Genomic DNA, 12,168 nt, shown 5'->3' on the forward strand with positions numbered 1-12,168 from the left:
TATCCTGAGAGGCGAAAAACGAACCGCGTCCGGGGAAAGGAGCCGGCTTGATGGAAGTGACATTGGAACAGGTGGAGCGCCTGCGGGAAAAGGCCGACGTGAGCTATGCCAAGGCCAAGGAGGCCCTGCTGTACAGCGGCGGCAACCTGCTGGACGCCCTGATCTATCTGGAGGAGCGGGGGGACATTCCCCGCCCGGAGGGGGCCTATTACTCCACCCGGGGGCAGACGCCGCCCATGCCGGAGGAGCCGGAAGAGCCCCAGCCGGAGCCGTCAGAGGGGAAGGAGAAGAAGACTGGTCGGGGCAGTCTGCTGCAGCGTCTTCGCTATATTCTGCTGGACAATGAACTGGAGATCTGGCGGAAGGACCGGCCCATTACCGCGCTGCCGGTGCTCATTCTGATTCTGCTGCTGATTGTGGCCTATTATATTGTGATTCCCCTTCTGATTTTGAGCCTGTTTTTTGGCTTTCGCTACCGCTTTTCCGGGCCCGACCTGGAGCGGGAGGAGATCAACAATGTGATGGGCAGCGTGGCGGATACCGCCGCTGATCTGGGCCGCCAGGTGATGGAGGAACTGCGCCGTCAGAGCCGCGCCGGCCGGCCGGAGGCGGAGCGGGCGGCTCAGGAGGCTCAGGCACAGGCGGAGGAGGCAGAGCGCCAGGCGGAGGAAGTAAAGCGTCAGGCCGAGGAGCTGGACCGCCGGATTGCCGATGAGCTGCTGGGCGGAGCGAGAAAGAAGGACGACCGGGACTGAGACTCGGCCGGGAGAAGGGGAGGAACAAGCCGTGTCAGAGCGGATTTTGCTGGTGGAAGACGAGGAAAAGCTGGCCCGCATGGTGGAGCTGGAGTTGAAGTACGAGGGCTACCAGGTGGAGAAGGCCTTTGACGGGCGCACCGGACTGGAGCAGGCCCTGTCCGGGGAATTTGACCTGGTACTGCTGGACATCATGCTGCCCCGGCTGTCGGGTATGGAGGTGCTGCGGCGGCTCCGGCGTGAGAGTCAGGTGCCCGTCATCATGCTCACCGCCCGGGACAGTGTGGTGGACAAGGTGTCCGGCCTGGATTCCGGGGCGGACGACTATATCACAAAGCCCTTTGCCATCGAGGAACTGCTGGCCCGCATCCGGGCGGCCCTCCGGGGCCGGGGGGAGCGGGGCGAGCCGCTGCTCACCGCCGGGGAGCTCAGCATGGATGTGGAGCGCCACCGGGTGACTGTGAAGGGGCAGGAGGTGGAGCTCACCAAGAAGGAGTTTGACCTTCTGCGCCAGCTGCTGGAAAACAAGGGGCGGGTGCTCACCCGGGAGTCCCTGTTGGACAGCGTGTGGGGCTTTGACTTTGTGGGGGAGACCAACTCGGTGGACGTGTATATCCGGTTCCTCCGCAGTAAGATTGACGAGGCCTTTGGCATCAAGCTCATCCACACCGTTCGGGGTGTGGGCTATGTGATTCGGGAAAATTAGGAGGAATGGCAGAATGGTGATCGTATATCAGTCCAACACCGGGTTTACCAGGGAGTATGCCCAAATGTTGGCCAAGGCGGAGAAGCTCAAGTGCTATGAGCAGGGGGAGGGCCCCCAGCCTCTGGCCGGGGAGGAGGTCTTCTATATGGGGCCCCTCATGGCCGGGCACATCACCGGTCTGGACCAGGCCATGAAGCGCTATGCGGTCAAGGGCATCTGCGGTGTGGGCATGTCTCCTCCGGGGGAGCAGGTGCTGGGCACCATGGCCAAGACCAACTACACCAATAACCTGCCGGTCTTCTATCTCCAGGGCGGCTGGGCCCCGAAGAAGGTGGGCTGGCTGAAGCGGAGAATGGTGGGCATGGTCACCCGTTCCACCCGCAAAGCTCTTCAGGAGAAGGGCAGCCGCCGCACCCCGGAGGAGGAGCGCGCTCTGAGCTTCCTGGTCCGCGGGGGAAGCTACGTGGCCTATGAAAATCTGGCGCTGATCCAGAACTGGCTGAGACAGCAGTAAACCCAAACACGGCAGGAGAGGAGGGGGAGAGACCTGGACAAGAAAAAACGCTTTCAGTCGCCTCCGCCGGCCGATCCCATCACGGCGGTGCGGGAGTCCTCCCTGGCCTTCCGGCTGAACACCGGATTTTTCCTCCGGCAGGTGGGCATTTTTCTGGTGATGGACCTCCTTCTGGTGGCCCTGGCCTTTGTGGGGCTGGTGGCCTATGCGGAGAACCGCTGCGCCGATGTGGCGGTTCTGGTGGAGGAGCGGGGCATCCCCTCAGAGGAGGCGCTGGCCTGGATGGAGGCCAGCGATTATACCATCGCGCCGCTGAGCCGCGCGCCCCAGGGCCTGGAGTTGCCGGCCATCCCCTGGGTGCCCATACGGGAGGAGCTCTCCGGAGCCCTGCGCAGCTGGGATTTGGCCCACTACTATCGGGTGGAGCTGTACAGTGGGAGCAGCGCCTACGCCATTGAGGTAGATCTGAGCGGGATTTTCCGCACCCTCTATTGGGCGGGCATTGTGCTGCTCATCTGCCAGGGCCTGTCCCTGCTTACCAACCTGTTCCGCAACAAGCGCTCCATCCGTAAGGTGCTCCGACCCATTCAGGAGCTCTCCGCTGCCGCCGCCCGGCTCAACTCCATGACTCATATGTCCCGGCGGGAGCTGGAAAATCTGGCGGGGGAGCTGGATAAAATCAACGCCAAGCACCTGGACAGCCGCATTGACCTGCCCGCCACCCAGAAGGAGCTGCGCTCCCTGGCCCAGGCCATCAACGATATGCTGGACCGGGTGAACCGGGCGTACAGCGCCCAGATGCGCTTTGTCTCCGACGCCAGCCATGAGCTGCGCACCCCCATCGCCGTCATCCAGGGCTATGCCGCCCTGCTGGACCGGTGGGGCAAGTCCGATCCGGAGGCCCTCCAGGAGTCCATTGACGCCATCCGCTCGGAGGCGGCGGCCATGGAGCGGCTGGTGGAGCAGCTGCTGTTCCTGGCCCGGGGGGACAACGACTCCCAGCCGGTGCACATGGAGCGGCTGGACCTCACTGCCCTGGCCGGGGAGGTGCTGCGGGAGGAGGAGATGATCCACCCGGAGCGCACCTTCCTGCCCCGCTGGGGGGAGGAGGCGGTGACCGTGCGGGCCGACCCGGGCCTGATGAAGCAGGTCATGCGCATCCTCATGGACAACGCGGTGAAGTATAGCCCCGACACAGGGCGGGTTTACCTTCGGGTGAGCGAGAGCCAGGGCTATGCCCGGGTCACCGTCCAGGACGAGGGCATGGGCATCGCCCCGGAGGGCATTTCCCATATCTTTGAGCGGTTTTACCGCACCGACCAGTCCCGGGACCGGAAGACCGGCGGGACGGGACTGGGCCTGGCCATTGCCCGATGGATTGTGGAACGCCACGGGGGCTGGTTTGAGGTGGTTTCCCGTCCCGACGTGGGGACCCGGATTGCCTTTCTCATCCCCCTGGCCCCGGAGGAGCCGGCAGAACCCATATAAAAAGACTCCGCAGCCTTTGAAAGCGCTGCGGAGTCTTTTTTGTTGCAAGTTTGGCTCTATTACCGGCTTCGGGCGGCAAGAATGTCCTCCAGAATCCCGGAGTCCAGCTGGGGCAGAGGGATGACAGGGGCAGGGGTCTGGGGGTAGGAGGACAGAGCCCGGTCAAACCAAACCACGTCAACCCATCTCCCGTTTTTGTAGCCCGTGTTCCGGTGCACCCCCAGCTCATGAAAGCCGAAGGCGTGGTGGAGTGCTTCGCTGGCGGGGTTGGGGAGGGTGACCACACCATACACCGTTCGGACCCCCTGGGCGGTGAGCAGATCCAGCAGAGCGCCGAACAGCCGCGTTCCCAGCCCGCGGCCCACAGCGGACCGGTCCAGGTAGATGGACAGCTCTGCATTCCACTGGTACCCCTCCCGGGTCCGCTCCGGATGGGCGTAGGCGTAGCCCAGCACAGCGCCGTCCTCCTCCCACACCAGGTAGGGGTAGCGCTCCAGGGTGGTGGAGACGCGGCGGGTAAATTCCGCCTCGCCGGGCAGCTCATATTCCAGGGTGATGGTGGTGTCAATATACTGGCCGTAGATGGCCAGAAGGGCCGGGGCGTCCTCCGGCCGGGCCAGACGAAGTGCCATAACCCTTCCTCCTTACACGTGGATGCGCTCGATGCCCTCCACGGCGGCACGGACCATTCCTTCGATGTCCAGCTTGCTCTCAGCGGCCTCCACCTCGCCGGGGAGGGGACGCAGCCGGGGATGGCGGGGAGTGAAGACGGTGCAGCAGTCCTCATAGGGCAGGATGGAGGTTTCAAAGGTGCCGATCTTTCGGGCGATCTGGACGATCTCCTCCTTATCAAGACCCACGCAGGGACGGAGAATGGGCATCTCTACCACCGCACCGGTGACGGCCATGGCCTCCATGGTCTGGCTGGCCACCTGGCCCAGGCACTCGCCGGTGACCAGGGCCTTGGCCCCGCAGCGGCGGGCCACCGCCTCAGAAATACGCATCATAAAGCGGCGCATGATGATGGTGAAGAGCTCCTCGGGGCAGGAGCGGCGCAGCTCCTCCTGAATGGCAGTGAAGGGGACCACGTGGACGGTGAGCCGGCCGGTGTAAGGGGTGAGCAGTCGGGCCAGCTCGATGACCTTGTCCTTGGCCTCAGGGGAGGTGTAGGGGTAGGAGAAGAAGTGGACCATCTCCAGGGCCACGCCCCGTTTGGCAATCATCCAGGAGGCCACCGGGGAGTCGATGCCCCCGGACAGCAGGGCCACCGCCCGGCCGTTGATGCCCACGGGCAGGCCGCCGGCGCCGGGGTCGGGGTTGGCGTGGACGAAGGCGGCGTAGTCCCGAATCTCCACGTAGACGGTGAGCTCCGGGTGGTGGACGTCCACCTGCAGGTTGGGGTAGAGCTCATGAAGCTCGCCGCCCACATACTGGCTCAGCTGGATGGAGGTCATGGGGAAGGTCTTGTCCGCCCGCTTGGTCTCCACTTTGAAGGTGCGGGCGCTCTTCAGCCGCTCATCCAGATACTCCCGGCAGGCCTGGAGGATGGCGTCCTTGTCCTTCTCACAGGCCCGGGCCCGGCTGAGGCCCACCACGCCGAAAACCTTCTTCATGGCCTCCCAGGCGCCGTCCATGTCGCAGTCCTCCCGCATGGGCTCCACATAGGTGGTGGACTGACGGGTGTAGACCCGGAACTGGCCCAGATTGTTGAGGCGGCGGTGGATATTGGCCTGGAGCTTGTCCTCAAAGCTGCGGCGGTTGAGGCCCTTCAGCACCAGCTCGCCCAGCTTGAGCAAAATCATCTCGTTCATATTCCCGTTGGTTCCTTTCTGTGGGAAACCCCAAAATTCCAGGCTATTATACCGGAAAACCGCCGGAATGTCCAGCCGGAGAGGGGGTCGGGCAAAATATAAGCGCCGCAGAGCGGCGCAAAAGGATGTTAGCTTCGGCGCAGAAATTCCACCAGCTGCACCAGAGTGGCAACTTGTTCGGGAGGGAGGCCGGAGATGTCCAGAGATTGGTTTTGCTTCAAACCAAACAGATAATCAGTAGAGACCCCAAAAATGCGGGAGAGTTCCACAATATACTGGGTGGATGGAATGGAGATGCCGCTCTCCCAGGCGTTGACGCTGGAGCGGGTCGTGACCAGCCGGCGAGCCAGCTCAGCCTGTGTCCAGCCAGAGCGTTCCCGCAGCAGTTTGATTTTTTCTGACATCATAGGCATCACCACCTTTTGCAGTTCATTATTCTACAATCAAATTGGCAACTATACATTATCAAAATGATATTTATAATTGACAAAAGAGGTGGGGTGGAATAAAATGTCGCTATATGCTATGAGGTTCAAAGCGATTTAGAAATGCGTTGGGTCAAGGGGGAGGCGGCGTGGAACGAGACTATATGGTTCATCTGCATTGGGAGGACGGGGTGTGGACAGGTTGTCTTCAGACAGAGGGGCAGTCGTATTCATTTGCGGGAATTCCTGCCCTTTTGGAATATCTGCAGGTGGATCCGTTTACCCATCTGGCTCAGCTGGAACGGATGGCCTCTGTGGATCCCCTGACCGGGCTTTATAATCGCCGGGGTCTGATGTCGGAAGTGGACCGGATATTGGCCGCCGGAGGCGATGGAATGGCCCTGTTGGTGATCGATGTGGACGATCTGAAACAGATCAATGACACCTGGGGCCATTTGAAGGGGGATGAGGTGCTTCGGATGGTGTCCGAGGTCGTGCGCCAAGTGGGAGGCCCTGACGCTGTGGCGGGGCGCTTGGGAGGAGACGAGTTTGTACTGGTTCTCTGGGAGGTGTCCGATGGACAGGCCCTTGTAGATTTGGGTGAGGAGATTTGCCACCGGGTGGCCCAGGGCGAGGAGGCGCTGCATGTCTCTGCCAGTGTGGGAGCCTGTGGGTACGGTACCAGCTATCAGGAATTGATGGAAGGGGCCGATCGGGCCCTTTACCAGGTGAAACGAAACGGGAAGGGAAGGGTATTTCTCAGCTGGATCCGCTGAACGAGGCATAAAAACGGGGCCGGAGATCTGTATCTCCGGCCCTGTCTTTTTTGTATATGGTTATGACAGCCTTCACCGCTGCAGGTATTCCGGCGGGCGGTACTGGAGGGCCTCGGCCAGATGGTCGGAGCGGATGGTCTCGCTGCCGTCCAGGTCGGCAATGGTCCGGGCCACCCGGAGAATCCGGTCATAGCTCCGGGCGGTGAGCCCCATGTGCTCAAAGGCCCCCTTCATGAGTCTCTGTCCCCCCTCGTCCAAAGCGCAGTACCGGTCCAGCCCCTCCCGGCCCAGCCGGGCGTTGCAGGGAACGGCGGTGACGGCCCGGCGCTCCGCCTGAATGGCCCGGGCCCGGTCCACCCGGGCCTTGATGGCGGCGGAAGGTTCGCTGGGCTGACGCTGGGACAGCTCGTCAAAGTTGAGGGCGCCCACCTCCACAAAGAGGTCCATGCGGTCCAGCAGAGGGCCAGAGAGGCGGGATAAGTACTTTTTCACCTCGCCCTCGGTGCAGCGGCACCGCCCGGAGGGGTGACCGTACCAACCGCACTTGCAGGGGTTCATGGCGCACACCAGCATAAACCGGCTGGGGTAGGTGACGGTACCGGCGGCCCGGGAGATCTGCACCTGTCCGTCCTCCAGGGGCTGGCGCAACACCTCCAGCACCTCCTTGGGGAACTCGGGCAGCTCGTCCAGAAACAGCACCCCGTTGTGGGCCAGGGAGATTTCCCCCGGCCGGGGGTTGGAGCCGCCCCCGGACATGCCGATGGGGGAGATGGTGTGGTGGGGGGAGCGGAAGGGTCGCAGGTCAATGAGGGGGTGCTCCGGAGAGGTGAGCCCCATCACCGAGTGGATCTCCGTGGCTTCCAGGGCCTCCTCCCGGGTCATGTCGGGGAGAATGGAGGGCAGACGGCGGGCCAGCATGGACTTGCCCGACCCCGGCGGGCCGGACATGAGGACGTTGTGGCTGCCCGCCGCGGCAATCTCCAGGGCCCGCTTCACCTGCTCCTGGCCCTTGACCTCGGAGAAGTCGGGGTAGGGGCGGGTGTGCTCCCCGGGCTGCCAGGGGGAGGCAGGAGGGATAGGCTCCTCTCCGGTGAGGTGGCGCACCAGCTGCCCCAGGTCCCGCACTGGATAGATGGCCGGTCCCTCCGCCAGGGTGGCCTCGGCGGCGTTTTCTTCCGGCACGTAAAGGGCCTCAATGTCCTCCCGCTTGGCACGCAGGGCCATGGGCAACATGCCCGCGCAGGGGCGCAGCCGTCCGGACAGGGACAGCTCCCCCACAAAGGCGCAGGAGGGACCGGACAGCTTCAGCTGTCCCCCGGCACACAGGATGCCCACCAAGATCGGCAGGTCATAGAGGGTGCCCACCTTTTTTAGGTGGGCGGGGGCCAGATTCACCGTGATGCGGCTGACCGGAAAGGAGAAGCCGCAGTTTTTGATGGCGGCACGCACCCGCTCCCGGGCCTCGCTGACCGCCGTATCAGGCAGACCCACAATATTGAAGGCGGGCAGACCGCCGGACAGGTCGCACTCCACCGACACCGGATAGCCGGTCACACCGTGCAGCCCCAAAGAACGGATGGAAGATACCATAGGACCAGCGCCTCCTTACGGAACAAGCGGCCCGGGGCCGCATTGGATTGCTCTCATTTTACCCTTTTTTTGCCGGGATTGCAACGTGGAGAAGGGGCGCTGACAGGGGCTGTCCCGCCGTCCGATTCATTTTCCAAAAACAAGGAGTACAGGTATAATTTTTTACATATGCAATGGGAAAAAAGACGGAAAAATTTCACTTCTTCGGATTTACAAACCCCCAAAAAAGTGATAGACTTATGGGCGTTGAAAAGCCTGTCCGCTCCCTGCCTGTTGGGGAGCGGCGCTGTCATGTGAAGTTATAATGAAATGGTTATGATCTTTATAACTTTACAGTCCGTGAGGAGCGGAACGAGACAAAATGCAGGCTGACCTTCGTGGACAATGGACAGGCGGTCCTCCGCCGGTCCGCCAAATAAGGAAGAAAGTAGGGAACTCTATGGCAAGAAAGTTCAAAACCATGGACGGCAACAATGCGGCCGCATATGTCAGCTACGCCTTTACCGAAGTAGCCGGCATCTACCCCATTACCCCGTCCAGCCCCATGGCCGACTATGTGGACCAGTGGGCCGCCCAGGGCCAGAAGAATATCTTCGGCACCACCGTTAAGGTCATCGAGATGCAGTCTGAGGCCGGCGCTGCCGGTACTGTGCACGGCTCTCTGAATGCCGGCGCCCTGACCACCACCTACACCGCCTCTCAGGGCCTGCTGCTGATGATCCCCAACATGTACAAGATCGCCGGCGAGCTGCTGCCCGGCGTGTTCCATGTCTCCGCCCGTACCGTGGCTGCTCAGTCTCTGAACATCTTCGGTGACCACTCCGACGTCATGGCCTGCCGTCAGACCGGCTTTGCCATGCTGGCTGAGGGCAACGTGCAGGAGGTTATGGACCTGGCTCCTGTGGCCCACCTGGCTGCCATCAAGGGCCGCGTTCCCTTCATCAACTTCTTCGACGGCTTCCGTACCTCCCACGAGATCCAGAAGGTCGCCATCTGGGACTACAAGGATCTGGCTGAGATGGTGGACATGGATGCCGTTGAGGCCTTCCGCAAGCGCGCTCTGAACCCCGAGCATCCCACCATGCGCGGCTCCCACGAGAACGGTGATATCTTCTTCCAGCACCGTGAGGCGGCCAACAAGTACTATGAGGCCCTGCCCGAGATCGTGGAAGAGTACATGGGCAAGATCAACGCCAAGCTGGGCACCGACTATCAGCTGTTCAACTACTACGGCGCTGCCGACGCTGACCGCGTCATCATCGCCATGGGCTCCATCTGCGACGTGGCCGAGGAAGTCATTGACTACCTGAACGCCCACGGCGAGAAGGTGGGTCTCATCAAGGTCCGTCTGTATCGTCCTTTCCGCGCCGACAAGCTGATTGCCGCCATCCCCGCCACCGCCAAGAAGATTGCCGTTCTGGACCGCACCAAGGAGCCCGGCGCTCTGGGCGATCCTCTGTACATGGACGTCATCACTGCTCTGGCTGGCGCCGGCATCACCGACAAGACCGTTGTGGCCGGCCGCTATGGTCTGGGCTCCAAGGACACCCCGCCCAAGAGCGTGTTTGCTGTCTATGAGAACCTGGCCAAGGACGCTCCCAAGGATCACTTCACCATCGGTATCGTGGACGACGTCACCAACAGCTCTCTGGAGGAGCACGACGCCCCCAACACCGCTGCTGAGGGCACCATCGAGTGCAAGTTCTGGGGTCTGGGCGGCGACGGCACCGTGGGCGCCAACAAGAACTCCATCAAGATCATCGGCGACCACACCGACAAGTACGTGCAGGCTTACTTCCAGTACGACTCCAAGAAGACCGGCGGCGTGACCATCAGCCACCTGCGCTTCGGCGACAAGCCCATCCGTTCCCCCTACTACATCAACAAGGCCGACTTCGTGGCCTGCCACAACCCCTCTTACGTGACCAAGGACTTCCCCATGGTCCGCGACGTCAAGCCCGGCGGCGTGTTCATGATCAACTGCCAGTGGTCTGACGAGGAGGTTGCCCACCACCTGTCCGCCTCTGCCAAGCGCTACATTGCCCAGAACAACATCCAGCTGTACACCATCAACGCCATCGACCTGGCTCGGGAGATCGGCATGGGCAAGCGCACCAACACCATTCTCCAGTCCGCCTTCTTCTCTCTGGCTAAGGTGATGCCCGAGACCGAGGCTATCCAGTACATGAAGGATGCTGCCACTCACTCCTACCTGAAGAAGGGCCAGGACATCGTGGACATGAACCACAAGGCCATTGATGCCGGCGCCACCGCCTACAAGAAGTACGACGTGCCCGCCGACTGGGCCAACGCTGTGGACGAGCCCAAGGAGAGCAAGCTCTCCGGTCCCGCCAAGCTGGTCAAGATGGTGGAGAGCATCCTGGATCCCGTGGACCGCATGGACGGCGACAGCCTGCCCGTGTCCGCCTTCGTGGATCACGCCGACGGCACCTTCGAGCTGGGCGCTGCCGCCTATGAGAAGCGCGGCGTGGCCGTCTCCGTGCCCACCTGGGATTCCGCCAAGTGTATCCAGTGTAACCAGTGCGCCTATGTCTGCCCCCACGCCACCATCCGTCCCTTCGCTCTGACTGAGGAGGAGGCCGCTGCTGCCCCCGCCGCCGCCAAGATCGTGGACGTGAAGGCCGGCAAGGGCAAGGGCGTTTACAAGTTCTCCATCGCCGTCAGCCCCCTGGATTGTATGGGCTGCTCTGTGTGTGCCAACGTCTGTCCCACCAAGGCTCTGACCATGGTCGGCCAGGAGCAGGAGCTGGCTCAGCAGGACGTGTTCAACTACATGGTGGAGAAGGTTGCTGCCAAGGAGGATATGGCCGACCTGACCGTGAAGGGCAGCCAGTTCAAGAAGCCTCTGCTGGAGTTCTCCGGCTCCTGCGCCGGCTGTGCCGAGACCGCCTATGCCCGTCTCATCACCCAGCTGTTCGGCGACCGGATGTACATCTCCAACGCCACCGGCTGTTCCTCCATCTGGGGCGGCCCCGCTGCTACCTCTCCCTACGCCACCAACGCCGAGGGTCATGGTCCCGCTTGGGCCAACTCCCTGTTCGAGGATAACGCCGAGCACGGTCTGGGCATGTATCTGGGCCAGAAGGCTATCCGCAACCGCCTGATTGCCAAGGTTCAGGAGATGGCCGACTCCGACAAGTCCTCGGAGGCCTTCAAGGCTGCCGCCAAGGCCTTTATGGACACCCAGGACGACAGCACCGCCAACGCTGAGGCCACCAAGGCCCTGATCGCTGAGCTGGAGAAGGCTGCCGCCGAGGGCTGCACCATCGCTCCCGCCATCCTGGCTGAGAAGGAGTACCTGTCCAAGAAGTCCGTGTGGATCTTCGGCGGCGACGGCTGGGCCTACGACATCGGCTTCGGCGGCGTGGACCACGTGCTGGCTTCCGGCGAGGACGTGAACGTCTTCGTCTTCGACACCGAGGTGTACTCCAACACCGGCGGACAGGCTTCCAAGGCCTCCAACATCGGCCAGGTTGCTCAGTTCGCTGCTGCCGGTAAGACCGTGGCCAAGAAGTCCCTGGCTGAGATCGCCATGACCTACGGCTACGTCTATGTGGCTCAGGTCGCCATGGGCGCCAATCCCAACCAGACCCTGAAGGCCATTGCCGAGGCTGAGGCCTATCACGGTCCCTCCCTCATCATTGGCTACGCTCCCTGCGAGATGCACTCCATCAAGGGCGGCATGGCCAACTGCCAGGCCGAGATGAAGAAGGCTGTGGAGTGCGGCTACTGGAACCTGTTCCGGTTCAACCCCGCTGCCAAGGCCGAGGGCAAGAACCCCTTCACTCTGGACTCCAAGGCCCCCGCTGGCGGCTATCAGGAGTTCCTGATGAACGAGGCCCGTTACTCCTCCCTGACCCGTTCCTTCCCCGAGCGCGCCAAGGAGCTGTTCGCCCTCAACGAGGAGACTGCCAAGAAGCGTTACGACAAGCTGACTCGTCTGGTCAAGATGTACGAGGAGGACTAAGGTCCCACCGTCATCCCCATAAACAGCAAAGCCCGGGAGCGGATATTCCGCTCCCGGGCTTTTTCATAGAAGGAAATAAGCGCCTGTCCGGCTTTGGAACCGGACAGGCGCTCGG

10 protein-coding genes are annotated in these 12,168 nt (G+C 62.3%); 6 read left to right on the forward strand and 4 right to left on the reverse strand.

The genetic code is table 11. The features are described 5' to 3' along the window. Positions 1–50 precede the first annotated feature (50 nt). From DWX58_RS13045 to DWX58_RS13060, 4 genes are all read left to right on the forward strand, one after another. The gene (locus tag DWX58_RS13045) at positions 51–755 is read left to right on the forward strand and encodes a ubiquitin (protein ID WP_118644499.1); all 705 of its coding nucleotides are present in this window, start codon (positions 51–53) and stop codon (positions 753–755) included. A 31-nt stretch (positions 756–786) separates the two neighbouring features. Then, positions 787–1,461 carry a response regulator transcription factor gene (locus DWX58_RS13050; protein WP_118644501.1) on the forward strand — a complete coding sequence of 225 codons (675 nt, stop codon included), beginning with the start codon at positions 787–789 and terminating at the stop codon, positions 1,459–1,461. A 13-nt stretch (positions 1,462–1,474) separates the two neighbouring features. Next, positions 1,475–1,975 carry a hypothetical protein gene (locus tag DWX58_RS13055; RefSeq protein WP_118644503.1) on the forward strand — a complete coding sequence of 167 codons (501 nt, stop codon included), beginning with the start codon at positions 1,475–1,477 and terminating at the stop codon, positions 1,973–1,975. Positions 1,976–2,062: 87 nt separating this feature from the next. Then, entirely contained in the window at positions 2,063–3,463 is a 1,401-nt protein-coding gene (locus tag DWX58_RS13060) for a HAMP domain-containing sensor histidine kinase (RefSeq protein ID WP_243093504.1), read from the forward strand. A 59-nt stretch (positions 3,464–3,522) separates the two neighbouring features. Here DWX58_RS13060 and DWX58_RS13065 read toward each other — a convergent pair whose 3' ends face one another. From DWX58_RS13065 to DWX58_RS13075, 3 genes are all read right to left on the reverse strand, one after another. Then, positions 3,523–4,095, reverse strand: coding sequence for a GNAT family N-acetyltransferase (locus DWX58_RS13065; protein ID WP_118644505.1), 573 nt, complete (start codon positions 4,093–4,095; stop codon positions 3,523–3,525). Positions 4,096–4,107: 12 nt separating this feature from the next. Next, a complete protein-coding gene (gene thiI, locus DWX58_RS13070) occupies positions 4,108–5,274 on the reverse strand; it encodes a tRNA uracil 4-sulfurtransferase ThiI (protein ID WP_118644507.1) in 1,167 nt (388 codons plus the stop codon). Between the two features lie 128 nt (positions 5,275–5,402). After that, a complete protein-coding gene (locus tag DWX58_RS13075) occupies positions 5,403–5,681 on the reverse strand; it encodes a helix-turn-helix transcriptional regulator (protein WP_118644509.1) in 279 nt (92 codons plus the stop codon). A 272-nt stretch (positions 5,682–5,953) separates the two neighbouring features. Here DWX58_RS13075 and DWX58_RS13080 point away from each other — a divergent pair, with 272 nt between their 5' ends. Beyond that, positions 5,954–6,475, forward strand: coding sequence for a GGDEF domain-containing protein (locus tag DWX58_RS13080; RefSeq protein WP_158579289.1), 522 nt, complete (start codon positions 5,954–5,956; stop codon positions 6,473–6,475). Between the two features lie 72 nt (positions 6,476–6,547). Here DWX58_RS13080 and DWX58_RS13085 read toward each other — a convergent pair whose 3' ends face one another. Further along, a complete protein-coding gene (locus DWX58_RS13085) occupies positions 6,548–8,065 on the reverse strand; it encodes a YifB family Mg chelatase-like AAA ATPase (protein ID WP_118644513.1) in 1,518 nt (505 codons plus the stop codon). 439 nt (positions 8,066–8,504) lie between these two features. On the opposite strand from DWX58_RS13085, the gene nifJ reads away from it, so the two are divergent. Further along, positions 8,505–12,053: a pyruvate:ferredoxin (flavodoxin) oxidoreductase gene (gene nifJ / locus DWX58_RS13090; RefSeq protein WP_118644515.1), complete on the forward strand. Its 3,549-nt coding sequence runs from the start codon at positions 8,505–8,507 to the stop codon at positions 12,051–12,053. The last annotated feature ends 115 nt before the right edge of the window (positions 12,054–12,168 follow it).

It is taken from the genome of Pseudoflavonifractor sp. AF19-9AC (assembly GCF_003478995.1).
Taxonomy (GTDB): Bacteria; Bacillota; Clostridia; order Oscillospirales; family Oscillospiraceae; genus Lawsonibacter.

What these genes read in the sequence shown, in the direction of transcription:
- nifJ (WP_118644515.1), top strand. Translation starts at nt 8,505, where the DNA reads ATGGCAAGAAAGTTCAAAACCATGGACGGCAACAATGCGGCCGCATAT.
- DWX58_RS13065 (WP_118644505.1), bottom strand. Translation starts at nt 4,095, where the DNA reads ATGGCACTTCGTCTGGCCCGGCCGGAGGACGCCCCGGCCCTTCTGGCC.
- DWX58_RS13085 (WP_118644513.1), bottom strand. Translation starts at nt 8,065, where the DNA reads ATGGTATCTTCCATCCGTTCTTTGGGGCTGCACGGTGTGACCGGCTAT.
- thiI (WP_118644507.1), bottom strand. Translation starts at nt 5,274, where the DNA reads ATGAACGAGATGATTTTGCTCAAGCTGGGCGAGCTGGTGCTGAAGGGC.
- DWX58_RS13075 (WP_118644509.1), bottom strand. Translation starts at nt 5,681, where the DNA reads ATGATGTCAGAAAAAATCAAACTGCTGCGGGAACGCTCTGGCTGGACA.
- DWX58_RS13055 (WP_118644503.1), top strand. Translation starts at nt 1,475, where the DNA reads ATGGTGATCGTATATCAGTCCAACACCGGGTTTACCAGGGAGTATGCC.
- DWX58_RS13045 (WP_118644499.1), top strand. Translation starts at nt 51, where the DNA reads ATGGAAGTGACATTGGAACAGGTGGAGCGCCTGCGGGAAAAGGCCGAC.